Source organism: Acetobacter lambici, assembly GCF_011516885.1.
GTDB lineage: Bacteria > Pseudomonadota > Alphaproteobacteria > Acetobacterales > Acetobacteraceae > Acetobacter > Acetobacter lambici.
Genome location: NZ_WOTD01000004.1, coordinates 108,339 through 131,003 on the forward strand (window position 1 = coordinate 108,339; position 22,665 = coordinate 131,003).

Sequence of the window (22,665 nt, forward strand, 5' to 3'; positions counted from 1 at the left end):
TTCAGGTGCTGTTTGCGCCGAATGCGATACTGGCACATTGCTGCCCAGCCATTGCAGCCCCCCTGCTCAGGCTAGGGTTCCGCGCCAGAACATGATAAAAGAACACCATGGCGATATGGGGCAAAATATTTGGTGGTGTTACTGGCTTTGCCGTTGGCGGGCCACTGGGCGCGGCTTTGGGCACAGCTTTGGGCCATGCTGCGGATAGCGGCACATTACTGCACCCCCCTGCCGTTGGCTGGAGCGACCGATGGGCCGCCCGCGCCCGCCCGGACCCCAACGGTGCCGCGGCTTTTGTAGCCGCCAAGCTGGCCGCCACCTTGGGCAAGAAGGAACAGCTCTACGGGCTGACATGCGTTATCCTGTGCGCCAAGCTGGCCAAATGCGACGCCCCTGTAAACCGGCGGGAGATCAACGCCTTTAAAACCCGCTTCCGAGTGCCAGACGAGAACATGCGCGACATTGGCCGCCTGTTTGACATGGCGCGCCAGAGAACAGACGACTACGAAGCCTTTGCCCGTGAACTCGGGCAGGCGTACGGCAAGGACAAGCCCCCTCTTGAAGACCTGATGGGGACCCTGTTTGCCATTGCCCGCGCCGATCTGGCGGCCGATGAACCCCTTGCCCCCGAGGAGCTGCGCTTTCTCAAACGCGTGCATGCTCTTTTCGGGCTGGGGCGTGGGGCGTGGGAGCGCGCCGAGCAGGGCCGTGCGCGCGCCGCCATGGGCGAAGATGACGCCTATACCGTTATGGAAGTCAGCGCCTCCCTCTCTAACGAGGAACTGCGCGCGCACTGGAAAAAACTCGTCCGGCAGTACCACCCCGATGTTATGGCCGCACGCAACGCCAGCCCCGAAGAGGTGCAGATTGCCTCGGTCCGCATTTCCAAAATCAATGCTGCGTGGGATATCATCAAACGCGAACGGGGGCTGTAACGCCGGATTCCCTGCTACCATCACATCCTGAGCAGGATGTGCGACTTTCTGGCAACAGCGATTGCAAAAATCTGTTCTTCCCGGCAAAAAGACAACATGCAAAGGGCTATTTTTGTCCCCTGCCCTCTACGCAGAGAAGCCCTGCCATTGCACCCTGCGTTTCTCATGGTAGAGAAGGCAGCAATAAACAGGTCTGCCCGGCAGGCCATGCGGACGTCACAAGGCAAAGGTAAAGGTGGCAATGATTTCAGGACGGAACGGCTCACGGCTCCGCCCTCGCGCACGGGATCAGCATGATCAGGCGCGGGAAGGTTCCTCGGTACATCGCCGTTTCCGTCTGGGAACACTCTGCCTTGGTCTTGTGCTGCTCGGCACGGCCGGGTGCAGCTCCATAAAAGCCCCCGTTCCCACGGACCCGGACGCTCTGGCCGAATACAAGGCTGCAAACGACCCGTATGAGCCGTTGAACCGCAAAGTGTTCAACCTGACCATGAAGTTCGATACATGGGCCCTGCGCCCGGTTGCTAAGGCCTATGTGTGGGCCGTGCCCCGCCCTGTGCGGAACTCGCTGGGCAACATGATCACGACCATGAACGAACCCTCCGTCTTCTTTAACGACGTTGGGGCAGGCAAACCCCGCCGCGCGGGGGACTCGTTCGTGCGGTGGTGCATTAACATGACCGTGGGTGTTGGCGGGCTGATTGATGTGGCCAAAATGGCCGGCTTCCCCCACCATGACAACGATGCGGGCCTGACCATGGCCAACTGGGGTATTTCCTCCGGTCCCTACCTGTTCCTGCCCATGGGGCCGTCCTCCTTCCGTGACGGCATTGGTTATGGCATTGATCAGGGGCTTTCCCCGTGGGATTACGTGCCGCGTGGTTATGGGCTTGTCAGCTTTAACTGGGCCTATAACATGATGGGCGTTGTGCATGGCCGCTCGGAACATCTGGAAGATCTGGATGCCCTGCAGCGTGATGCACTGGACCCATACGCCACCATTCGCAGCGCTTACCAGCAGCAGCGCAAGGCACAGGCCGAGGCCATTAAAAATGACCGCCGCGCCACCGTGCCAGACTGGTATCAATAACTAACAACAAGAAGGTAGCGCAGACATGAAACTCCTTTCTGGTCGCCGTATTGTTCTTGCCACTCTGGCCCTGACATGCGCCAGCGGACTGTTTGCCCTGCCTGCCCGTGCAGCGGATAACGCCAAACAGTTTATTCAGAACTTTGGCACTCAGCTTGTTGCCATTGTGAACAGCCCTGTCCCGCTGTCTGAAAAGAAGACCAAGGTTCTTCCGCTCGTGCAGAAAAACGTGGATATTGATGGTATTGGCCGTTACTGCCTTGGCCGTTACTGGAAAATTGCCACCCCCGAAGAGCGGCAGCATTATCTGGCGCTGTTCCATGAGGTGCTGGTAAACGCCATTACCGACAAGCTGGGCGAGTACCGTGGTGTCAGCTTTACCATTGGTGATGTGAGCAAATCCGGCGGTGAAGATTCCGTAAACGCAATCCTTATGCGCCCACAGCAGCCGCCTGCATCCATGCAGTGGGTTGTCAGCTACGACAGCGGACAGCCTCAGGTTGTGGACGTGGTAGGGGAAGGTGCCAGCCTGCGGCTGACACAGCGTAACGACTACTCATCCTTTATTGCGCGCAATGGCGGGAGTGTGGCGACACTGCTTTCCGCCCTGCAAAAGCAGCTGGACCGCCACAATCAGGCCAGCAACTAAGCGGACAAAACAGTCTGGCGGCATAACCCCCGCGATCTGGAGAAAAGGCACCTGAACGGGTGCCTTTTTTTATGCACGCTTGCTTTCGTACACCATCATTGTCTGGCCATTTCTGGCGAATGTCTCGCACACATGCATACCTATGCCGCCCAGAATGGTACGGGACGCCACGTTGCTCTCCGCCGCGACGGCAATAACCCGGTGCAAACCGGCATCATGCGCAAAGTTCAGGGCCGCATTGGCGGCCTCGCGCGCAATACCCCGCCCCCTTGCACTTGCAAACAGAGCAAAGCGTAGCCCGAACCCCCGCCCATCTGGTCGGTCATGGATTCCGGTCATGCCAACAAACTGGCCATTTTCATGAATGGTAAAAATACCAACGCGGTGACAGGCCCAGAATGCAATGTCATCCGCCATCTCGCGCTCAGCCTGCTGGCGGGTGCAAACACCCCCCAGCATCTGGCCAAAAGCACCGCCATCGGCCTTCAGGCGCACCATATCTTCCATATCCCGCCATGTGACGGGCTTAAGAAGCAGGCGAGGTGTTCTGACCGAGCGTAAGTCCACCGCTCAGCCTCCATAACAAAGGAAGGCCCCCTTACGGAGCCTTCGCACGGGCATGCCCTTAACGGGCAAGCGGTTTGTAATGAATGCGCCCCGGTTCCGTGGCGTCCGGGCCAAAGCGGCGGCGCTTGTCTTCTTCATAAGCCTGGAAGTTACCTTCAAACCACTCAACGTGGGAGTCACCCTCAAACGCCAGGATATGTGTCGCCAGACGGTCAAGGAACCAGCGGTCATGGGAAATGACCACAGCACAGCCCGCAAACTCGGCCAGTGCATCTTCAAGTGCGCGCAGGGTATCCACGTCCAGATCGTTGGTTGGTTCGTCAAGCAGGATGACGTTGCTTTCCTGCCGGAGCATCTTGGCCAGATGCACACGGTTACGTTCACCACCGGAGAGCACACCAACCTTTTTCTGCTGGTCGGAGCCTTTGAAGTTGAACGCCCCCACATAGGCGCGAGAGGGAACCGCCCGCTTGCCCAGATAGATAACATCCGTTCCGCCGGAAATTTCTTCCCACACGGTTTTATCGGGTGAAAGGTCGTCACGCGACTGGTCAACATAGCCGAGCTTGACCGTCTCCCCGATCTTCAGTTCGCCCGAATCCGGCTTGTCCTGCCCGATGATCATTTTGAACAAGGTAGACTTACCCGCGCCATTCGGCCCGATAACCCCCACAATGCCGCCCGGTGGCAGCTTGAAGTTCAAATTATCAATCAGCAGGCGGTCACCAAAGCCTTTGCTCAAATTGTCTGCCTCGATCACCGTGCCACCAAGGCGGGGGCCGGGGGGAATGACAATGTCGGCCACACCGCCCACACGTTCGGCACTGGCGGCAAGCATTTCCTCGTATTTGGCAATACGGGCCTTGCTTTTGCTCTGGCGGGCCTTGGGGCTGGCGTTAATCCACTCCTGCTCGGCGGCAAGGGCACGCTGGCGGGAGCTTTCTTCCTTTTCTTCCTGCGACAGGCGCTTGCGCTTCTGTTCCAGCCAGGAAGAATAGTTCCCTTCGAACGGAATGCCGCGGCCACGCTCGATTTCCAAAATCCAGTTGGTCACGTTGTCCAGGAAGTAACGGTCATGAGTAATGACCATTACCGTGCCGTCGTAGTCACGCAGGGTTTTTTCCAGCCATGCCACGCTTTCGGCGTCCAGATGGTTGGTGGGTTCATCGAGCAGCAGCAGGTCGGGTTTTTCCAGCAGCAGGCGGCACAGGGCCACACGGCGGCACTCACCCCCGGAGAGTTTTTCCACCGAGCTGTCCGCAGGGGGGCAGCGCAGGGCGTCAAGGGCGATCTCCAGCTTGCGGTCCAGCTCCCAGCCATCGCCTGCGTCAATTTTTTCCTGCAATTCGGCCTGTTCGGCCAGCAGGGCATTCATTTCGTCGTCTTCCATGGGTTCTGCGAACCGGGCGGAAATCTCGTTAAAACGATCGACCGCTTTTTTCAGGTCACCAAAACCCAGAGCAACGTTTTCACCCACGGTCAGCTTGGGGTCCAACTGGGGTTCCTGCTCCAGATAGCCAACACGGGCACCCTCGGCCGCCCATGCCTCACCACCATATTCCTTGTCGATCCCGGCCATGATCTTGAGCAGGGTGGACTTACCCGCACCGTTAACACCCAGAATACCGATCTTGGCACCGGGAACGAAGGACAGGGTGATCCCCTTGAACACTTCGCGCCCACCGGGATAGGATTTTGTCAGATCCTTCATCACATAGACGTATTGATAGGATGCCATGATGATGAACTCCCGTTATGCGAAATAAACTGAAAAAATTAAGCGGCCACAGGCTGCGCTGCTGGCTGGAACAGCCTGCGCCCGGCAGGACTTGAACCCGCAACCAAGCCGTTATGAGCGGCCCGCTCTAACCAATTGAGCTACGGGCGCGCAGGCGAGTATCTGATTACGCAACCAGAGCCATTTGGCAAGGGTCTGGGGGAGGAAAATCCATATATCACCCGTTTAAAATCCGGCTCTTGGCAAGCCGCAGACGGGCGGATAGGGTCTGCAACATTCCCATTATTTATCGGTTGGAGCAGTGTTCATGGACGTTTCCAAACTTTCCCCCGGCAAGGATGTGCCGTTCGACATTAATGTCGTGATTGAAATCCCGCAGGGTTCCTCTGTCAAATACGAAATTGACAAGGAAAGTGGCGCCCTGTTCGTTGACCGTTTTCTGTTCACGCCCATGGCCTACCCAACGGCGTACGGCTTTATCCCCAACACGCTGGCAGCCGATGGCGACCCCACGGATGCACTGGTCCTGACCCCCACCAACGTGGTGCCGGGTAGCGTTATTCGGGCCCGCCCCATTGGCGTGCTGAAGATGGAAGACGAATCCGGGCAGGACGAAAAGATCATCTGCGTCCCGCACGACAAGGTGCACCCCGAGTTCTCCAAGGTCGAAACCATTGCTGACCTGCCCGAAATTACGGTCAAGGCCATTGAACACTTCTTTACCCGCTACAAGGACCTTGAAAAAGGCAAGTGGGTTAAAGTGACCGGCTGGGGCACGAAGGAAGAGGCAGGCGACTTCATTCTCAAAGCTCTGGAAGCTGCCAAAGCTAAATAACGCCCACACACGCGCTATTTGCGGCAGGCACGCCAACCCCTTGCCTGCCGCACACCATGATCACACCACGAGTGTGAGATATATTCCGTGCATTGCGGATTATCAGCCTGCCAGTTTTACGCCATGCTCTGAACAGCACCCAAGACCCCTCCTCTTGTTAAGGTGATGTTCATGCCCGCCACTGGCCCTGCTGCTTCAACACCCCAAAAACAGCCAACCCTGTTCATCCCCCATGGGGGTGGTCCCTGCTTTTTTATGGACTGGCCACAGACATGGGACCGCATGGCCGCTTTTTTACGCGGCCTGTCTGGCACACTCCCCCAAAAGCCGGATGCCATTGTGGTGGTCTCGGGCCATTGGGAGGAGCAGGTCGCCACGGTCATGTCCGCCCCCAAGCCGGGGCTGATCTACGATTATTACGGCTTTCCACCCCACACCTACACGCTGCAATACCCGGCACCCGGCAGCCCTGCTCTGGCCGAGCGCATACGTGCGCTACTTGAACTGGCGGGCCTTGCCAGTGCCGAAGATAGCGGGCGGGGGTTTGACCACGGTGTGTTTATTCCATTCATGCTGGCCTTTGCTCAGGCCGACATTCCCATTGTGGAACTGTCTTTGCTCAAAACGCTGGACCCGGCCGAGCATCTGGCCCTTGGTGCGGCCCTGGCCCCGTTGCGCAACAGCAATGTGCTGATTGTGGGCACAGGCCTGAGCTACCATAACCTGATCCACTTTATGAACGGATCACCCGTAACCGACCAGCCTGCAAAAGAATTTGATGTCTGGCTGACCCATGCCGTCTGTGCCCCACCACCACAGCGCAACCAGCACCTGACACACTGGACGCAAGCACCGGGCGCACGCCTGTGCCACCCACGCGAGGAGCATCTGCTCCCGCTCATGGTGGCAGCCGGAGCCGCCGGGCAGGATTACGGCCAGCAGATTTACAGCGATACGGTGCTGGGCAAGGCATTATCGGGCTATCGTTTTGGTTGATGGCGGTCTGTGCTGGCAATTCCGCACTGCTACGCGATACCGCTCCGGCAAAAATGCGGCTCTTTGCATTTTTTTATGAAATGCCTGTTGCCAAAGAAAAAAACATCGTTATAAAGCCCCACATACCGACGCACACAACTGTTGAGCGTTGGAAAATGCGGGTGTAGCTCAGTTGGTTAGAGCGCCGGCCTGTCACGCCGGAGGTCGCGGGTTCGAGCCCCGTCACTCGCGCCACTTTCCTTTACAATTTTATCGTATCAGAAAGTGGTGTCGAGCGCCTTCCTGCGCGCCGCCCAAAGGCGACTAACCGGCCGCCAGAACGACCGGTTCCCACACCCTTCCTCTTCAAATATCCTGCCGCATTACTGCTGCAAGGCATCTGCACCCTGCAAGGTAACCGCAACAGCATGCACGGTTGCCGCAATACGCGCAGCCGTCTGCACCGCAGCCGCACCCAGCGCGTCACGCACGATTTTTTCGTGGCTGGTCACGCACAGGTCACACCCATTGATAATGGACACGGCCAGACACCACAGTTCAAAATCGGCTTTATCCACGCCGGGGTTGCCAATAACGCTCATGCGGAGCTGTGCTGGCATTTTAGCGTATTCGCCGCCCGCCATATGCACAAAGCGATAGTAAATATTGTTCATGCCCATAATGGCATTGGCGGACTGCGCGGCAGCCAGCGCCTGTTCGGACAGAACATCGCGGAACTGGGCAACAATCTCACGCGTCACATCATCATTCCGGGCGGCAAGAGCGGACGCAACAAAAGTACCGCCAAGCTGCTGGGGGGTCAGGGCGATATCGCTTGCCAAAGAGCCCAGATTCAGGCGCAGATCCTTGGCGTAATCGGGAATACGGTCTTTGAGTGCATCGATAGACATGACTTTTTCCGTCGTGAATTATTTTGGGAAAATTATGCCAGACCAATACAGCGGGGCTGGAGCATATTACGCGCAGCCTCAGGCTGACCGGTCAGGCAGACAGCCCTGATAGAATCATGCGGTGGGTTACGGCAGGCCACACGCAGTGGCTGCCGCACCACCCCCGGCCCGCAAACGCGGACCGGAAAGTGCGTCAGGCTCAGACTTTGATAAAGTCTTCACCCTTTTTCCAGTTACACGGGCACAGCTCATCGCTCTGCAGACCGTCCAGAATACGCAGGATTTCCTGCGGGTTACGACCAACGGACAGGTCGTTGACGGACACATGACGGATCACACCGTGGGGGTCGATCACAAAGGTCGCACGCAGGGCAACGCCCGCGTCCTTTGCCATAACGCCCGTACCTTCGGTCAGCTCGCGCTTGATGTCTGCCAGCATCGGGATCGGCAGATCCTTCAGGTCAGCGTGGTGCAGACGCCAGTTCAGATGCACGAACTCGCTATCAATGGACACGCCGTAAACGACTGCGTCACGATCTGCGAAGTCTTTGGCCATCTTGCCAAAAGCCACGATTTCGGTCGGGCAGACGAAGGTGAAGTCCTTCGGCCAGAAGAACACGATTTTCCACTTACCGGCATCGGATTTGTCGGAAATCTGAACGAATTCGCCCTTCAGGCCTTCCGGCCCACCCGGAACGGCGGTCAGATCAAAGCTGGGAAACTTATCGCCAACGGTCAGCATATGTTTGCTCCTTGTTTCTGGCACTGTGCCTGACCCGGCTTCAGGCCGGATCAGACGGTGCAAGTATGTATGACCCGCCTTTTTCATTTAATCCAATGAATATTTTATATAAGAACAATTGAACGTATCGATTAACCATTCTCTGGTTTTCAGGTAGGACTTGGCCATGCTTCCCCTCCCCTCCGCCCAGCAGCTCCGCTACCTGATCGCTCTTTCCGAATTACGCCATTTTGGCCGGGCAGCGGCGGCCTGTGCTGTCACCCAGTCCACCCTGTCCGCAGGGATCATGACACTGGAGCGCCAGTTAGATACGCCCCTGCTGGACCGCACCGTGGGCAAAAAAGTGGTTTTTACCCCTTTGGGGCATGAGATCGCCCTGAAATCCCGGCAGGCACTCGCGGCACTGGAGGCCGTGCCCCAACTGGCGGCCGCAGCCCGCACCCCACTGACCGGCCCCTTGCGACTCGGGGTTATTCCGACCATTGGTCCCTTCCTTATCCCCCGCACGGTGCAGATCCTGCGCGAGCATTTTCCGCGCCTGCTTTTATCCCTGACGGAAGACACCACCGAACATCTGCTGGAAAAACTCTCCCTTGGCCAACTGGACATGCTGGTGCTGGCCATGCCCTGCCTTTGTGATGGCACGGAGACCCACCCCCTGTGGCAGGACCCCTTTTACGTGATCATGCCCACGGACCACCCCTTTAGCGCGCTGGAAAGCGTACCTGTGGAGCGGTTGTCCGAATACAATATGATCATGATGGAAGACGGGCACTGCCTGCGCGAGCAGACACTGGCCATCTGCCGCCAGAGCCCCAGCCGCAATGGCTCGGAAGGAGAAAGCGAACCCACCTTTACCGCCATGTCGCTCCACAGCATGGCGGAAATGGTGGAACTGGGGCTGGGAATCGCCATTATGCCCGCACTGGCCATTAACGGGGGCATTCTTAAAAACCGCAAAATAACCGCCCGCCCACTGGCCGATGGTGCCACATGGCGCACCATTGGTCTGGCATGGCGGCCCCGCTCCCCCCGTGCTGCGGATTTTTCCACTCTGGCCAGCACACTGCTCACACTTGCCCTCGACCCTGCGTAAAAGGTCAAATCAGGGGGAACCAACGCCACAGAACGCACTTTAAAGCGCAAAATCAGCAAGAAAAACGCGCTATAAATGCGGAGAATATTGACTCAGCCGCACGAGGCCGGTATGTGCCGAGCCAACTTATTCATGCATTGAGCAGCATCGGCGGAGAATACGGGCCATGAAAATCAGAAATAGCCTGAAGTCAGCCAAGGTGCGCGACAAAGACTGCCGTGTGGTCCGTCGTCGTGGCCGGGTTTACGTCATCAACAAGAAGAACCCCCGCATGAAGGCCCGTCAGGGCTAATTCATGGTGGGTCTGGCCCTCACGGGCAAGCTTATCATGACAATCATGTACAAAGCCCGTTCCCTCGGATACCGAAGGAACGGGTTTTTGTTTTGTGGCCTGTCTGTTGCACTCACCATAACGGCTGTACCCGCCACATGGGCACAGACGGCCCCCAAAGCTTCCCCCGCGCCCTCAGCCGCACCATCTCCGCCACCAGCAGACCATACTGGCACTGGCACTGGCACTGGCACTGGCACTGGCACTGGCACTGGCACTGGCACTGGCACTGGCACTGGCACTGGCACTGGCACTACGGCGGGGCAGATCGCCCTGCTGGTCAAGCTGCTGGCTCAAGCGCCAACCCCAGAAGCCGCCCATGCTTTGCAAGACAAGCTGGAAGCTCTGCGGGCATCGCACCTTTCGCCCACCACGCAGTTACTGGTCCGCCGGGCAGAAAAAGACCTGACATCCGAAAAACCGGATGATGCGGTGGACGATATGGGGGATGCCCTTGCCCTACAGCCCGATCAGGCCATCCTGTGGCGCACACGCGCCCAGATGCGTCTTGTTGCTGGCAACCTCAAGGGCGCTGTGGCAGATCTAGGCGAAGCCCTGATGCGCGACGGGGATGACGCACAAAGCTGGAGTCTGCTAGCAAGTGTGGAAGAGCACCTGAACGACGGTCAGGCGGCACTCAAGGCCTGGCAGAAAGCCATGGCACTCAACCCGATGCTGGACAGGACCCACAAACGCTCCGAGTCCCTGCGACTCAAGGCTTTTGGCCAGCCAACCTGACCGGGTTCAGACCTGCTTGTTCTCAATCAGGCTTTTGCGGATCTCACGCCCACGTTCAATTTTGTTCACAATATAGTCCGCATCCCCCCAGCGGATGGCGCGGGCCATGGCCTGTGCGTCTTCCATAAAGCGCCCCAGCATTTCCAGCAGGGCCTCACGGTTGGCCAGAAAAATATCGCGCCACATAACGGGATCAGATGCGGCAATCCGCGTAAAATCACGAAAACCCGAAGCCGCCAGATCCAGCACCTCGGAGCGTGTTTCCTCCGCCAGATCGTCTGCCGTGCCGCAGATGGTAAAGGCGAGCAGGTGTGGCAGATGGCTGACAATGGCGCACACGCGGTCATGGTGTGCGGGGGTCATCTCCCGCAGGCGTGCGCCACAGCGTGTCCATAACGCGCGGATCTGTTGCAGGGCTTCCGGTGTTGTCGCCTCCAGCGGGGTCAACAGGCACCAGCGGTTTTCAAACAGGTCCACCAACCCCGCATCCGGGCCGGAAAACTCCGTACCCGCCATGGGGTGCGCTGGCACATAAGGCACATCCGCGCGCAGGCTGGGAATAATGGCTTCGGTAACCGAAACCTTGGTGGAGCCTACATCGGTCAGCACCGCACCCGGCTTCATGGCAGGGATAACCTGAGCGGCAACAGGCCCCATGGCACCCACCGGCACACACAGCATAACGCAGTCCGCCTGTGCGGCTGCGGCGGTCAGGTCGGTTGTTGCCTCGTCCGCAAAGCCCAGTTCCATAACCCGCGCGCATACATCCGCACTATTATCTACGGCAATAAGCCTGCGGGCCAGATTACCATGCGCCCTTGCGCGGCGGAGTACGGAAGAACCGATCAGGCCCGGCCCCACAACAACAAGCGTGTCGAATACGACCGGAAGATGCTCCTCAGCCACCGCTCAGCTATCCTTCACCGTGTTGGAAGAGGAAGAATACCCCATGGCCTCGCCCTTGTTCTGGGCAGGCTGGGCGGGGGTATTACGGCGCAGGCCGCGCATTTCCATAAACTGCCAGAGCAGTAGAACGGGAATACCGATCGTAATTTCCCGCCCACGGCGGAGCAGGGAAATACCAAGGGACAGGGACGGATCTATACCAAACGCATGACCCAGAGCCATGTAAGCCCCTTCCTGCACACCCAGACTACCAGGAACCAGAAACCCGACAGACATGATGGCGCAGGTCACGCCCTCCACCGCCACGGCACCGGGGAAGGTCAGCTGCGCGCCCAGAAAACGCGCCGTCAGCCACAGCATACCAGCACTGCCCAGCCAGCCAAGCAGATGGTAGCTGGCCGAACGGCAGATATGCCACGGGCGGCTCCATGCCGCCTCCATCCGTTCCTGCAGGTTATCGGCACCTGCCAGAATGCTGTCCCGCCATTGTGATGCCAAGCTGCGGGTAAACATGCCCCCGAACTTGCGGAACAGGTTACCACCATGCGTCTGGGTCCAGATAAAGCCCGCAGTTCCCGCGATCAGGAATACGGTGCCGCCCACGACCGGCACCACAAACGGGCTGGAACGCTGGTGCGCCACAAGGCAGGCCACGGCCAGCAGCACAAACGCCACCTGCCCCATGACTTCGGTTGTAATATCCACAAGGTTGGCGCAGGCGGCCTCGGGCAGTTCCACCTCCCTGTCCGATGCACGGTGCACGCCGTGGCCCGAACAGGTGGCGCGAATGCCAATAACAATACCCCCAACCTGCGAAAACGGCAGGCAGGTCGCGGCCGCGTCGCGCACCATGCGGGCAAGCAGCAGGCGCACATACCCAATTTCAGGAAAAGCGGCATGCCATGCCATACCCAGCAGGCCATCCACGGCTAGCTGGCAGCATACCATAAGCAGAAAGCCGCCCAGACCAATACGCATAACGGCGCGCAAAACGGAATCGAAACCGCTCCACGCCATTGCTGCCGTAACGACCACGAGCCCAAGAAAAGTGAGAAAAACCGTAAGCTTCTTCAAGGCCTCAGCTCTGTCCGCCTGTTACGCTCGCGGCTCCGTCACGCCCTTGGGCACGCCCGAAGCCCAACCGGGCGCATGTGTGAATGTTCCGCCCCCTTACACTACCACGGGGTCTGGCGCCACCTCGGGTGTCAGGATAAAGAAACAGACCAGCCGTTCGGGATTAACGCCCAACACCTGTTTTCTTTCAGCCCTCTACCGGGAGCGCATCCTTCATGACTGCTCATACGCTCGTAACCGGCGCAACTGGTTTTGTCGGTTCCGCCGTGGCTCGCACACTGCTGGAACGTGGCCATTCCCTGCGCCTGATGGTGCGAGAAGGAAGCGACCGTAGCAATATTGCCGACATTCCAGCCGAACTGGTGGAAGGTGATCTGTCCCAGCCGGACACATTTGCGCGCGCGGTCCAGGGCTGCCGGTATGTTTTTCATGTTGCTGCCGACTACCGCCTGTGGGTGCCCGACCCTGCCCCCATGATGACCGCCAACGTGGAGGGCACACGTCTGCTGATGCTGGCCGCACAAAAGGCGGGCGTGGAGCGGATTGTCTACTGTTCCTCCGTGGCGGCCCTTGGCCTGATTGGCGATGGCACCATTGCGGATGAGAACACGCCGGTGGAGGAACATGCCGTTATTGGCATTTACAAACGCTCCAAATACCGCGCCGAGCAGGAAGTACTGCGCCTTGTGCGTGAGCAGAATCTGCCAGCCGTTATTGTTAACCCCTCCACCCCCGTTGGCCCGCGCGACATTAAACCCACCCCCACGGGCCAGATGATTCTGGACTGCGCGGCAGGCCGCATGCCCGCCTATGTGGATACGGGCGTGAACATTGTGCATGTGGATGACGTGGCCGAAGGCCATGCACTGGCTCTTGAGCGAGGCAGAATCGGCGAAAAATACATTCTGGGCGGCGAGAACTATCTGTTGCGCGACCTGTTCGCCATGGTGTCCGAAATTGCGCATGTGCCCCCGCCAAAGATCAGCCTGCCGCAGGAGGTCATCTGGCCGGTAGCCATTGTGTCCGAGTGGCTGTCCCGTGCTTTTGGCTTTTCGCCCCGCGTCACGCGGGAGATGCTCGCCATGTCTCGCAAGAAAATGTTTTTCTCCTCCGCCAAAGCCATGCGCGAGCTGGGCTATACACCGCGCCCGGCCCGCATGGCGGTGGAAGACGCCATTACGTGGTTCCGTAACAACGGCATGCTCAAATAAGGAAGAGGTCCGTCATGGTTCTGGCTCTCGCTCTTCTCTGCGCCATAATCTGGGTCGGCCTTATTTTCTGCCACGGGCATTTCTGGCAGGCTGGCCCCATCCTCCAGCCTGCCAGCATGGCGGACGCACCAGCCGACATTGCCCCCGGCGTAACCGTAGTTGTACCGGCACGGGACGAGGCGGAGTCCATTGAAGTCGCTTTGGGGTCACTGCTGCAACAGGACTACCCCGGCGCGCTCTCGGTCATTCTGGTCAATGATCGCAGCACGGATGGCACAGGCGCACTGGCCAGAACCCTGCCTGACCCCCACAACCGGCTGAGTGTGCTGGACGGCGCCAACCCCGAACCGGGCTGGAGCGGCAAGCTGTGGGCCGTGGCTCAGGGTGTGCACGAGGCGGAGCGGCAGAACCCCCATGGCAGCGGCTACCTGTTCCTGACTGATGCCGACATTATTCACGCACCAGCCCATATTTCCACGCTGGTTGCCAAGGCACAGGCTGACCGGCTGCACATGGTTTCCGAAATGGTGGAACTCCAGTGCGAAACACTGGCCGAACGGGCACTGGTGCCCGCCTTTGTGTTCTTTTTCACGCTGCTTTACCCCTTTGCTAAGGTGAACAACCCCAAGGACAAAACCGCAGGTGCCGCGGGCGGCTCCATCCTGCTCCGGCGCGACATGCTCCGCCAGATCGGGGGCATTCAGGCCCTTAAAGGTGCCCTGATTGATGACTGCACCCTGGCTTCATGCGTCAAACAGGCCGGCGGGCGGCTCTTCCTTGGTCATTCCTGCCTTGCGCGTTCCATTCGCCCCTACCCGTCCGCTGCCGATATCTGGCGTATGATCGCGCGCACGGCTTACGTGCAGCTCAATTTTTCGCCGCTTCTGCTTGTTCTGACCGTTACGGCCATGCTGGTGGTCTGGATTGCTCCCATAGCTCTGGCCCTGTTTGCCCACGGAGCCGCGCAGTGGATCGGAGGCGGGGTGTGGCTTGCCTCTACCCTGTCCTTTTTGCCGACCCTCCGGCGCTTCAGGCTTTCCCCCCTCTGGGCACTGGGGCTGCCACTGATTTCAGCTTTTTACACTGCGGCTACCATAGGCTCCGCCGTTAACCACCACCGTGGACGCGGCGTGGTCTGGAAGAACCGGGCCTATACCGAGGCCATTCCCAATAATGGGCGCGTAAGCAGCGCCGAGGCGGGGCAGAAAATACAGGCCCCCGGTCGGTAGGGTTTTTTGCTGCGACCGGCTTCCGGCATTAAGGGTAGGCATGGCAGGCGGCCTCATGTAAACACCAAGCTGCCTTTGGGGTCCCATTTTTTGAACACGGCACAGCATGACTGACGATACACGCATCTGGGGAAAAACTGACGTTTCATCCGGCAAGGGTGCGTCTGATGAGAACTTTCCCGTAGGCTCCTTCCTGCTCAGCCGCAAACTGCGCCCGCATGTGCATGCCTACTATGATTATGCGCGTGTTATTGACGATATTGCAGACTGCGAGACCCTCTCCCCCGAAGACAAAATAACCCGGCTCAACGCCATGGAGGACGTGCTCCATGGCCAGCGCAGCGCCATTAACCGCGCCGATGCGCTCAGTGCCGCCCGGCTGCGGGCCTCGCTCATACAGACCAATGTGCCGTTTGAGACCGCAACAGACCTGCTGATCGCTTTTCGTGATGATTCGCGCGGTCATGAATACCGCACATGGGACGACTTGCTGCACTACTGCAAATACTCCGCCAACCCGGTCGGCCGTTACCTGATCTGCCTGCATGGGGAAGACCCCGCCGCCTTTGGCCCGTCAGATGCGCTATGCACCTCTTTGCAGATTCTGAACCACCTGCAGGACTGCGCCAAAGACCTGGAACGGCTTGAACGCTGCTACATGCCCTCCGAGTTGATGCAACAGGCAGGCACCTCTGCACAGGACCTGCTGGCTGGGCGGACCAGCCCTGCCATGCGCCGTGTTTTTAACACCCTGCTCGACGGGGTGGATGCCCTTAACCTACAGGCCAGCGCCCTACCGGCCCATATTCGGGACCAGCGTTTCCGTATGGAATGCGCGGCTATTGTAGAACTTGCCCACCGCCTGACCCAGCGTCTGCGCCGCGAAGACCCGCTTGCAGGGCGGGTGGCCCTGCGCCGGACGGACGTCATGCATGCAGCCATTGCGGCCCTGCGGGCATGGGCATGACCTTCCCGAACGGTGAAAGTTCTGTAAAAAGAGACCCGTTCTCTTCAATCGTGATGAATAACAGGTGAAAAGCGCGTGACAGCCGTAAACATCCAGATGCACGACAAACCGACCCCGCTCGGATGCGATCCGGCTGATCTTGCCTGGGTGGAAAGCACCGTCAAACAGGCCGGAACCTCCTTTGCCGCTGGCATGCGTATTCTTCCCCCCATGCGGCGTTATGGCATGTACGCCATATATGCCTTCTGCCGTGTGGTGGACGATATTGCGGATGGCAACGCCCCGCTGGCCGAACGCACCAAAGGGCTGGAAGACTGGCACACCCGTATTGCCGAACTGTACGCAGAACGGGCTTTTCCCCCAACAGAACCGCTGGACCGCGTTCTGCTGGCCGCCATCAACTTCTTCTCCCTTCAGCAGGTCGATTTTGACGCCGTGATTGATGGCATGCTGATGGACACCCAGACCGCCATTGTCGCCCCGGACGAAAAAACACTGGACCAGTATTGCGACCGCGTGGCCTCCGCCGTGGGCCGCCTGTCCGTTCGTATTTTTGGCGACAGTTCAGCCAATGGTGACCGTGTAGCCTACCATCTGGGCCGGGCGCTCCAGATCACCAATATCCTGCGCGACATTCCCGAAGATGCGGTCCGGGGGCGGCTGTACCTGCCCGCCGATCTGCTTGAACGCTTTGATGTGCCCAAGGACCCGGTTCAGGCCCTGTACGCCCCCGGGCTGGAACAGGTTGCCCGCGTTATGGCCGCGCGTGCGCAGGACCACTTCCGCACTGCATTTGCAACCATGAAAATCTGCCAACCCCGCTCCATGCTGCCAGCACGGATTATGGGTGCTAGCTACGAGTCCATTCTCAAGGCTCTGTGCAAACGTGGCTGGGGAGCCGCCGTGCTGCGCGCACGCCCCCATACTTCCCTTCTTGGCAAAGCCCGGTGGTTTGCCCTTTCCTATACGTCCTAAGAAACGGCAAAACGCGGTATGGCTGGTATTCTGCATATTATTGGCGGCGGCATGGCTGGCCTTGCCGCGGCAGTGGACGTGGCGGGTACTGGCACCCGCGTAATCGTGCATGAAGCCGGGCGGACATGTGGCGGGCGTGCCCGCTCCTACCATGACCGGCACCTTGACTGCCGCATAGATAATGGCAACCACCTGCTCCTGTCCGCTAACAGCACGGTTTTTCGCTACCTTGGCATAACGGGAGCACTGGATACGCTGAGCGGGCCGGGCGAACCGATTTTTCCGTTTGTGGATCTGGCCGAAGATGCCCGCTGGACGCTCGACCTGTCGCGCGGACGGTTGCCTTTATGGGTTTTTCAGCCACACCGCCGCGTGCCGGATATGCGCCTGCCCGAATTGCAGAGCCTGTACCGCCTGATCCGCGCGGACGAGCAGACAACCGTGGCCGACTGCCTGCTACCCGGTGCCTTTACCCGCAGGCTGCTTGAACCTTTTTCTATTTCCGCCCTGAACACTCTGAGCGATACAGGCAGTGCGGCACTGCTTGGCGCTGTGGTGCGGGAATCCCTCTCGCTCGGCGGGCATGCCTGTGTGCCGTGGTTTGCGCGTGATGGTCTTTCCGAGTCCCTCGTGGACCCCGCAGTGGCCTATCTGGGCACCATGAACGCCGAGGTCCGCACACAAACACGCATTACAGGGCTGGATGTGGCAAAAGGCCGCGTGACGGCTCTCCATACAGCACAGGACAGCATCGCTCTGTCTGAGCATGACAGGGTTATTGTCGCAACCACTGCACCAGTCGCGGAAGGTTTGCTCAGCCAGCACATGGCAGGGCTGATGACCCCCAATGCGTTTGAGAGCATTCTCAACCTGCATTTCCGTCTTGCGGATGCGCCACGCCCCGTTGGCTCTTTTGCCAAGTGCGGGTTTATGGGTGTTATCGGCGGGGTTACGGAATGGGTTTTTCTGCGTGGGAATATTCTGTCTGTTACGGTGAGTGCAGCCAACCGTTACGCCAAGCATGACCATGAAGAGCTGGCCCGTATCATCTGGTCCGAACTCCGTAGCGCCTGCGATGCGGTACTGGAGCAGCCCCTGCCCCCAACCCCCGATGCACAGCGGATTGTGTGGGAAAAGCGCGCAACTTTTGCCGCAACTCCCGAGCAGAACCGCCGCAGGCCTGGTTCGGCCACACCGCTGATCAATCTGGCACTGGCGGGTGACTGGACAAACACGGGCCTGCCCGCAACACTTGAAGGTGCGATGCGCTCGGGCCTGCACGCCGTTCAAGCACTAGGCCTTAAAACACCGTCCTGAATAACACCCCGTACCGTTCCATGTTTGCGGTCATGTGTGCCAGAGCAGTCCTTCTGGCAGAACCGCAGACGAAGTCTTGTGTTCTTACCCTTCTGGTCGCAGCAGAATGTGCGGAGCTTAAGGGCAACTGATCTCCCACCTAGCATTCAATAGACCGAGCATGGCAGGGAACTGTTTTACAATATCGGTCAATCCGACTGTTTTCATGTTCATCAAAGCTTGGGTTCTGATCCATGACGCAACCAACCACCCCATACTCCGCCCCCATGCATCCCGGCATTCTGGTCGGCCTTAAAGCCGAGGCGCAGTTGATCCGGGGCGTGTTCCCCCATGCGGCTATTGCCGCAAGTGGCGCCACACGCACAGGCGCACAACGCGAGGCCAACAGGCTGGCTGCATGTGGTGCGGACTGCCTGTTATCTTTTGGATTAGCGGCCGGGCTGGACCCGGCCTTGCCACCGAGCAGTATAATCATTCCCACTGCGGTCAAGGCATGGGGCAACACATGGGCCTGCGACCCGACCTTGCGCCACATTCTGGGAGGGGACCAACAGGGCACCATAAGTGGGCCTTTGCTCCATAATGATGACGTGGTGCTACAGGCACACCATAAGGCCGACCTGTTTACCTCTTCAGGCTGTGCCGCGCTGGATATGGAAAGCGGTTTTCTGGCCCGTGCCGCGCAGGAAGCGGGTTTGCCCTTTGCCGTGCTCCGTGTTGTATGTGACCCAGCTACGCGCTCCCTCCCCCCCGTTACGACCTGCGTCCTCTCCCCCGATGGAGGGCTTAAAATTGGCCTGCTCCTGCGCTCCCTGCTCCGCCACCCTTCCCAGATTGGCGGGCTGATCAATCTGGGCCGTGATGCCGGGCTGGCCCGTAAGGCCATGCTGCATTTCCTGCATGAGCAGGCCAACCGTCCTGCCTTCAGGCAGCTTGCAACAGGCACAACCCGGGGCTGAGTGGCAGCCGTGCGTTCAAACATGCTACCACTGCCTCTTCCAACTTTATAAAGCGACAACGGATTTCCATTGGGCCTCCTCAATATGGATGGAACCCGTCAGCCCATAAAAAAACCCGCCCGGCAAAATACCGGACGGGTCTGGGCACTGCAAAAAATCAGACAGATTACTGCGAGAAGGCGCGTGCCAGAATATTCTGTGTTTCCAGCGAAACAGGCAGGGTGGAATTGGTCAGGGCAACGCCTTTCCAGCCCGCGCCCAATGCCGTGTAAAGATTAACGGCATCGCGCAGACGTTCAAGGCGGGCTAGTGCCTCCATGTTCTGTGCGTTCAACGTCGTGCGTTCTGTTGTCAACACTTCCAAAAAGCCGACCAGACCGGCACCGTACAGCTTACGGGCACGATCACTGGCGGTGGCGCTATCTTCCGCCGCCTTGTGCAGCTGTTCAGCATATTCAATGTCGTCATGCCACGCCGCCATGGAATCCTCGACTTCCTTGAAGGCGTTCAGAACCGTCTGCCTATAGGTCAGGCGCGACGCTTCTGCCGAAGCCTGTGTCGCACGGACTTCCGACGTCATTTTACCACCATGCATCAGCGGCAGGCTGGCCATAAGCAGGAACTGCCAGCTCATGGCGTTGACCTGAAACGCCTGATACATGGCCGAAGCATTGGGGTTAAAGGTCAGCGGCACCACAAAATGCGGATACAGATTGGCAACCGACACACCGATCTGTGCCGTAGCAACCGCGTAACGCCGTTCCGCCATACGCACATCCGGGCGATTGGCAATAACAACAGAAGGCAGAACCGCAGGGAATTCTGGCACTACAGGCAGCGGCCGAGGCTGCTTGAGCTGATCTTCCAGTTCGCCCGGCATTTTGCCCAGAAGCACCGCAATGGCATGCGTGACCTGAGACACGCGTGTTTTCAACGGTTCACGCGCGGCAATCTGCGCATCCAGTTCCGCCTGAGCCTGCGCGATCTGCAAGGTGTTACCCACCCCTTCCAGATACAGCTTGTTGGTCAGGTCCACTGCATCCTTGGCAACACGGATGTTGTCCGTCGCAATCTGGATCTGCAACTGCGTGACGCGCAGCAACATGTAATCCGACGCCAGTTCGGACAAAAGGCCCATCAATACTGCGCGGCGGGCCTCAATCGTAGCTTCCACCGCGTGCTCACGGGCCTGCACGTCCCGCCGGATGCGCCCGAACATATCTAGCTCCCACGATGCGGTAGCACCATAGGTCAACATGGAAGCTTCTGGCCTGTTGGCCGGATTTCCCGGTCGCAGCGGCCAGTTGTCAATATTCAGGGAGTAGCGGACATCCCCGCCCCCCATATTGGCGTCCATCTGGGGGTACCATTGCGCGGCGGAACGGTCGCGCATGGCGCGCTCGGCCAGAATACGCTGCCCCGCAATCTGCAGATCGTAGTTCCCTTTTATGGCGTCCTGCACAAGCTGGGAAAGGAGCGGGTCCTTGAAGAGAGCCCACCACTCGACCATTTCCTTGTTTGTGCGCTCAATCTCTTCGGGGGTAGCAACGTGTTCCTCGGCTGCCTCCTTGAACTGGGCAGGCAACTTCATACGGTCGGGCTGGTAGTTTGGCCCAACGGTACAGGCGGAGAGCAGCATGCCTGTTGCGGCACATAACCCAAAGCTACGGCGAGCCTTCATGCGTTTCATCCTTGGCCCACGCTCAGAGATGATCTTGCAGCCAGGTGGTCAACGTACCCCTGCGCCCGGTTGGCTCTGGCCCCACACTGACCGTAGCCGTCATGCCTGCTGCAAGCGTAACACTGTCGGGCACATGGTCCAGATGGATACGAACAGGAATACGCTGCGCCAGACGGACCCATGTAAAGATCGGGTTTACATCCTGCAGACCCAGTTTATCGGGTGTGCCGTTGGTATCGTTAATACCACGGGCAATGCTGACCACATGCCCGGCCAGGATCGGCTTGTAACCCATGAGCTTGACGCGGGCGACATCACCCACATGCACGCCCCACATTTTGGTTTCTTCAAAATATCCGTAAACCCAGTAGGAATCGGCATCGATCACCGCCATGCGCGCCTGACTGGCTGCGGCGTAGTCGCCCACCCGCAGGTTAAGGTTGGTCACATAACCATTGACCGGGGAATACAGAACCGAGCGTTGCAGGTTCAGCTTGGCCACGTCCAGCGCGGCTCGGGCGGCATCCACGGCTGCAATCTGGGTTGCCACGTTGGAGTTGAACACTTCCTGCTCTTCGGCCGACACAATGCCACCCAGGCCCATACGGCGCTTGGCGTCATTGCGTTTGAGCTTCAGGTCCTCCAATGCGCCGTCCAGACGGGCCTGTGCCTCGCGGATAGCCAGACGGAAGCGGACCGGATCAAGCACAAAGAGCGGGTCGCCCTTATGGACAAACTGGTTATCCACCACCGGAATCTGGACCACGGTGCCCGCCACTTCGGGGGCCACATCGACCACGTAAACACGCACGCGCCCGTCGCGGGTCCAAGGGGCGATCATGTAGACGTTCCAGAGAGTGATCCCCAGAACAATCGCAAGAGAGACGACCGCAAGGGTCAGAACAACTCGTATCAGGGTGCGCAGAAGGGGCATTGCAGAGACTCAAAAGCCTTTTCAGGTCAGACGTAGAGGATCAGCAGACAAAGAATGCAGACGTAGAGCGAAACTTCGAACAGCGCGATATGCCAGAACCAGCCCAGCAGGCCACTCCACCACAACGCAAACCGAATACACATGGTTATAGGGAGTGCTGCCAGTGCATACACAACAATAGGTGCCATAAAGACACCAAAAAGATTAAATTCCGTCAGCATGACACCGCCCTGGACACCAGCATTACCGTGCGTCCTTTTTTTCAGCATCGGCACTTTCCTTGTGTGCCTGAGCAGCCTGCTCCACCCGGTCGAGAACGCCGCAGCATTCCTCCAGCTCCGGGTCGGACACACCGGCCATCAGCCGCGCCGTGACCTGATCGGCCACGCGGCTTACCAGAGCCGCGACCTGCCTGCCCTGTGCCGTAATACTGACAAGCTTGGAACGCCGGTCTTCCTCATCCGTTTCGCGTACCACGTAGCCACGTTTTTCCAGCACATCCAGAAGCCGCACCAGTGAAGGGGCCTCCAGCGAAAGGGAACGGGCCAGATCGGTCTGGCGCATGGATGATGATGAAAAGTTGAGGTAATAAATGGGCCGCCACGTGGCGTCGGTCAGGCCGAACACCCGCAGGTCGGCATCAATTTCCCGCCGCCACATGGACGCAAGACGAGCCAGACGGTAGCCAAACGACCGCCGGGTCTCGTTGTCCACAACAGGATTATGCTCAAGTTCCATTCACTGCTCACACTAGCGAGCATGCAAAAAATTTGCACACTCACAAAAGACTGACGCCATCATTTAC

General features: G+C 58.9%; 24 protein-coding genes and 2 tRNA genes. 15 read left to right on the plus strand and 11 right to left on the minus strand.

Features of this window, described 5'->3' with window-relative positions; all coding sequences use genetic code 11:
* Positions 1–107 precede the first annotated feature (107 nt).
* The 3 genes from GOB86_RS03970 to GOB86_RS03980 all read left to right on the plus strand — a co-directional run bounded on the left by GOB86_RS03970 (position 108) and on the right by GOB86_RS03980 (position 2,674).
* Positions 108–935, plus strand: a complete 828-nt coding sequence (locus GOB86_RS03970) for a TerB family tellurite resistance protein (protein WP_165991077.1) — start codon at positions 108–110, stop codon at positions 933–935.
* A gap of 241 nt (positions 936–1,176) precedes the next feature.
* Positions 1,177–2,025: an MlaA family lipoprotein gene (locus GOB86_RS03975; RefSeq protein WP_165991078.1), complete on the plus strand. Its 849-nt coding sequence runs from the start codon at positions 1,177–1,179 to the stop codon at positions 2,023–2,025.
* A 25-nt stretch (positions 2,026–2,050) separates the two neighbouring features.
* Positions 2,051–2,674: an MlaC/ttg2D family ABC transporter substrate-binding protein gene (locus GOB86_RS03980; protein WP_165991079.1), complete on the plus strand. Its 624-nt coding sequence runs from the start codon at positions 2,051–2,053 to the stop codon at positions 2,672–2,674.
* A 69-nt stretch (positions 2,675–2,743) separates the two neighbouring features.
* Here GOB86_RS03980 and GOB86_RS03985 read toward each other — a convergent pair whose 3' ends face one another.
* The 3 genes from GOB86_RS03985 to GOB86_RS03995 all read right to left on the minus strand — a co-directional run bounded on the left by GOB86_RS03985 (position 2,744) and on the right by GOB86_RS03995 (position 5,129).
* A complete protein-coding gene (locus GOB86_RS03985; RefSeq protein ID WP_165991080.1) occupies positions 2,744–3,241 on the minus strand; it encodes a GNAT family N-acetyltransferase in 498 nt (165 codons plus the stop codon).
* Between the two features lie 58 nt (positions 3,242–3,299).
* Entirely contained in the window at positions 3,300–4,979 is a 1,680-nt protein-coding gene (ettA, locus tag GOB86_RS03990) for an energy-dependent translational throttle protein EttA (RefSeq protein ID WP_165991081.1), read from the minus strand.
* 76 nt (positions 4,980–5,055) lie between these two features.
* Positions 5,056–5,129, minus strand: a tRNA-Ile gene (locus GOB86_RS03995).
* A 157-nt stretch (positions 5,130–5,286) separates the two neighbouring features.
* Between GOB86_RS03995 and ppa the strand changes: the two genes are divergently transcribed.
* From ppa to GOB86_RS04010, 3 genes are all read left to right on the plus strand, one after another.
* Positions 5,287–5,814 carry an inorganic diphosphatase gene (gene ppa, locus GOB86_RS04000; protein ID WP_165991082.1) on the plus strand — a complete coding sequence of 176 codons (528 nt, stop codon included), beginning with the start codon at positions 5,287–5,289 and terminating at the stop codon, positions 5,812–5,814.
* A gap of 171 nt (positions 5,815–5,985) precedes the next feature.
* Positions 5,986–6,810 (plus strand): DODA-type extradiol aromatic ring-opening family dioxygenase, encoded by an 825-nt coding sequence (locus GOB86_RS04005; protein ID WP_165991083.1) that lies wholly within the window; start codon positions 5,986–5,988, stop codon positions 6,808–6,810.
* A gap of 157 nt (positions 6,811–6,967) precedes the next feature.
* Positions 6,968–7,044 (plus strand) — tRNA-Asp (locus GOB86_RS04010).
* A gap of 128 nt (positions 7,045–7,172) precedes the next feature.
* Here the strand turns inward: GOB86_RS04010 and GOB86_RS04015 are convergent.
* Both GOB86_RS04015 and GOB86_RS04020 read right to left on the minus strand, forming a co-directional pair.
* The gene (locus GOB86_RS04015) at positions 7,173–7,700 is read right to left on the minus strand and encodes a carboxymuconolactone decarboxylase family protein (RefSeq protein WP_165991084.1); all 528 of its coding nucleotides are present in this window, start codon (positions 7,698–7,700) and stop codon (positions 7,173–7,175) included.
* 199 nt (positions 7,701–7,899) lie between these two features.
* Positions 7,900–8,442 carry a peroxiredoxin gene (locus GOB86_RS04020; protein ID WP_165991085.1) on the minus strand — a complete coding sequence of 181 codons (543 nt, stop codon included), beginning with the start codon at positions 8,440–8,442 and terminating at the stop codon, positions 7,900–7,902.
* A gap of 166 nt (positions 8,443–8,608) precedes the next feature.
* Between GOB86_RS04020 and GOB86_RS04025 the strand changes: the two genes are divergently transcribed.
* From GOB86_RS04025 to GOB86_RS04035, 3 genes are all read left to right on the plus strand, one after another.
* Positions 8,609–9,538 (plus strand): hydrogen peroxide-inducible genes activator, encoded by a 930-nt coding sequence (locus GOB86_RS04025; protein ID WP_165991086.1) that lies wholly within the window; start codon positions 8,609–8,611, stop codon positions 9,536–9,538.
* Positions 9,539–9,704: 166 nt separating this feature from the next.
* Positions 9,705–9,830, plus strand: a complete 126-nt coding sequence (gene ykgO / locus GOB86_RS04030) for a type B 50S ribosomal protein L36 (protein ID WP_003625637.1) — start codon at positions 9,705–9,707, stop codon at positions 9,828–9,830.
* Positions 9,831–9,833: 3 nt separating this feature from the next.
* Positions 9,834–10,607 (plus strand): tetratricopeptide repeat protein, encoded by a 774-nt coding sequence (locus GOB86_RS04035; RefSeq protein WP_165991087.1) that lies wholly within the window; start codon positions 9,834–9,836, stop codon positions 10,605–10,607.
* 6 nt (positions 10,608–10,613) lie between these two features.
* Here the strand turns inward: GOB86_RS04035 and GOB86_RS04040 are convergent, their stop codons facing one another.
* Complete coding sequence (locus tag GOB86_RS04040; RefSeq protein WP_165991088.1) at positions 10,614–11,513, minus strand: prephenate dehydrogenase/arogenate dehydrogenase family protein; 900 nt, start codon at positions 11,511–11,513, stop codon at positions 10,614–10,616.
* Between the two features lie 3 nt (positions 11,514–11,516).
* A complete protein-coding gene (locus GOB86_RS04045; protein WP_165991089.1) occupies positions 11,517–12,587 on the minus strand; it encodes a lysylphosphatidylglycerol synthase domain-containing protein in 1,071 nt (356 codons plus the stop codon).
* Positions 12,588–12,802: 215 nt separating this feature from the next.
* Between GOB86_RS04045 and hpnA the strand changes: the two genes are divergently transcribed.
* The 6 genes from hpnA (at position 12,803) to GOB86_RS04075 (ending at position 19,245) form a co-directional block, all read left to right on the plus strand.
* A complete protein-coding gene (hpnA, locus tag GOB86_RS04050; protein WP_165991090.1) occupies positions 12,803–13,798 on the plus strand; it encodes a hopanoid-associated sugar epimerase in 996 nt (331 codons plus the stop codon).
* Positions 13,799–13,812: 14 nt separating this feature from the next.
* Positions 13,813–15,027 carry a glycosyltransferase gene (locus GOB86_RS04055; protein ID WP_165991091.1) on the plus strand — a complete coding sequence of 405 codons (1,215 nt, stop codon included), beginning with the start codon at positions 13,813–13,815 and terminating at the stop codon, positions 15,025–15,027.
* A 106-nt stretch (positions 15,028–15,133) separates the two neighbouring features.
* A complete protein-coding gene (gene hpnC, locus GOB86_RS04060) occupies positions 15,134–15,994 on the plus strand; it encodes a squalene synthase HpnC (RefSeq protein ID WP_165991092.1) in 861 nt (286 codons plus the stop codon).
* Between the two features lie 96 nt (positions 15,995–16,090).
* Entirely contained in the window at positions 16,091–16,969 is an 879-nt protein-coding gene (hpnD, locus tag GOB86_RS04065) for a presqualene diphosphate synthase HpnD (protein ID WP_165991116.1), read from the plus strand.
* A gap of 18 nt (positions 16,970–16,987) precedes the next feature.
* Positions 16,988–18,286: a hydroxysqualene dehydroxylase HpnE gene (gene hpnE, locus GOB86_RS04070; RefSeq protein ID WP_165991093.1), complete on the plus strand. Its 1,299-nt coding sequence runs from the start codon at positions 16,988–16,990 to the stop codon at positions 18,284–18,286.
* Between the two features lie 233 nt (positions 18,287–18,519).
* Complete coding sequence (locus GOB86_RS04075; protein WP_165991094.1) at positions 18,520–19,245, plus strand: phosphorylase family protein; 726 nt, start codon at positions 18,520–18,522, stop codon at positions 19,243–19,245.
* 166 nt (positions 19,246–19,411) lie between these two features.
* Here GOB86_RS04075 and GOB86_RS04080 read toward each other — a convergent pair whose 3' ends face one another.
* From GOB86_RS04080 to GOB86_RS04095, 4 genes are read right to left on the minus strand one after another with little or no spacing between them, the layout of a single operon-like run.
* On the minus strand, positions 19,412–20,926 hold the full coding sequence (locus GOB86_RS04080) for an efflux transporter outer membrane subunit (protein WP_194301065.1): 1,515 nt from the start codon (positions 20,924–20,926) through the stop codon (positions 19,412–19,414).
* A 22-nt stretch (positions 20,927–20,948) separates the two neighbouring features.
* The gene (locus GOB86_RS04085) at positions 20,949–21,860 is read right to left on the minus strand and encodes a biotin/lipoyl-binding protein (RefSeq protein WP_165991096.1); all 912 of its coding nucleotides are present in this window, start codon (positions 21,858–21,860) and stop codon (positions 20,949–20,951) included.
* Between the two features lie 26 nt (positions 21,861–21,886).
* Positions 21,887–22,081: a DUF1656 domain-containing protein gene (locus tag GOB86_RS04090; protein ID WP_059024613.1), complete on the minus strand. Its 195-nt coding sequence runs from the start codon at positions 22,079–22,081 to the stop codon at positions 21,887–21,889.
* 22 nt (positions 22,082–22,103) lie between these two features.
* The gene (locus tag GOB86_RS04095; RefSeq protein ID WP_165991097.1) at positions 22,104–22,598 is read right to left on the minus strand and encodes a MarR family winged helix-turn-helix transcriptional regulator; all 495 of its coding nucleotides are present in this window, start codon (positions 22,596–22,598) and stop codon (positions 22,104–22,106) included.
* Between the last annotated feature and the right edge of the window lie 67 nt (positions 22,599–22,665).

Excerpts from the sequence above, each read along its gene's own strand:
- GOB86_RS03970 (WP_165991077.1), top strand. The coding sequence starts at position 108 with ATGGCGATATGGGGCAAAATATTTGGTGGTGTTACTGGCTTTGCCGTT.
- GOB86_RS03975 (WP_165991078.1), top strand. The coding sequence starts at position 1,177 with ATGATTTCAGGACGGAACGGCTCACGGCTCCGCCCTCGCGCACGGGAT.
- GOB86_RS03980 (WP_165991079.1), top strand. The coding sequence starts at position 2,051 with ATGAAACTCCTTTCTGGTCGCCGTATTGTTCTTGCCACTCTGGCCCTG.
- ettA (WP_165991081.1), bottom strand. The coding sequence starts at position 4,979 with ATGGCATCCTATCAATACGTCTATGTGATGAAGGATCTGACAAAATCC.
- ppa (WP_165991082.1), top strand. The coding sequence starts at position 5,287 with ATGGACGTTTCCAAACTTTCCCCCGGCAAGGATGTGCCGTTCGACATT.
- GOB86_RS04005 (WP_165991083.1), top strand. The coding sequence starts at position 5,986 with ATGCCCGCCACTGGCCCTGCTGCTTCAACACCCCAAAAACAGCCAACC.
- GOB86_RS04015 (WP_165991084.1), bottom strand. The coding sequence starts at position 7,700 with ATGTCTATCGATGCACTCAAAGACCGTATTCCCGATTACGCCAAGGAT.
- GOB86_RS04020 (WP_165991085.1), bottom strand. The coding sequence starts at position 8,442 with ATGCTGACCGTTGGCGATAAGTTTCCCAGCTTTGATCTGACCGCCGTT.
- GOB86_RS04025 (WP_165991086.1), top strand. The coding sequence starts at position 8,609 with ATGCTTCCCCTCCCCTCCGCCCAGCAGCTCCGCTACCTGATCGCTCTT.
- ykgO (WP_003625637.1), top strand. The coding sequence starts at position 9,705 with ATGAAAATCAGAAATAGCCTGAAGTCAGCCAAGGTGCGCGACAAAGAC.
- GOB86_RS04035 (WP_165991087.1), top strand. The coding sequence starts at position 9,834 with ATGGTGGGTCTGGCCCTCACGGGCAAGCTTATCATGACAATCATGTAC.
- hpnA (WP_165991090.1), top strand. The coding sequence starts at position 12,803 with ATGACTGCTCATACGCTCGTAACCGGCGCAACTGGTTTTGTCGGTTCC.
- GOB86_RS04055 (WP_165991091.1), top strand. The coding sequence starts at position 13,813 with ATGGTTCTGGCTCTCGCTCTTCTCTGCGCCATAATCTGGGTCGGCCTT.
- hpnC (WP_165991092.1), top strand. The coding sequence starts at position 15,134 with ATGACTGACGATACACGCATCTGGGGAAAAACTGACGTTTCATCCGGC.
- hpnD (WP_165991116.1), top strand. The coding sequence starts at position 16,091 with ATGCACGACAAACCGACCCCGCTCGGATGCGATCCGGCTGATCTTGCC.
- hpnE (WP_165991093.1), top strand. The coding sequence starts at position 16,988 with ATGGCTGGTATTCTGCATATTATTGGCGGCGGCATGGCTGGCCTTGCC.
- GOB86_RS04075 (WP_165991094.1), top strand. The coding sequence starts at position 18,520 with ATGACGCAACCAACCACCCCATACTCCGCCCCCATGCATCCCGGCATT.
- GOB86_RS04080 (WP_194301065.1), bottom strand. The coding sequence starts at position 20,926 with ATGAAGGCTCGCCGTAGCTTTGGGTTATGTGCCGCAACAGGCATGCTG.
- GOB86_RS04085 (WP_165991096.1), bottom strand. The coding sequence starts at position 21,860 with ATGCCCCTTCTGCGCACCCTGATACGAGTTGTTCTGACCCTTGCGGTC.
- GOB86_RS04090 (WP_059024613.1), bottom strand. The coding sequence starts at position 22,081 with ATGCTGACGGAATTTAATCTTTTTGGTGTCTTTATGGCACCTATTGTT.
- GOB86_RS04095 (WP_165991097.1), bottom strand. The coding sequence starts at position 22,598 with ATGGAACTTGAGCATAATCCTGTTGTGGACAACGAGACCCGGCGGTCG.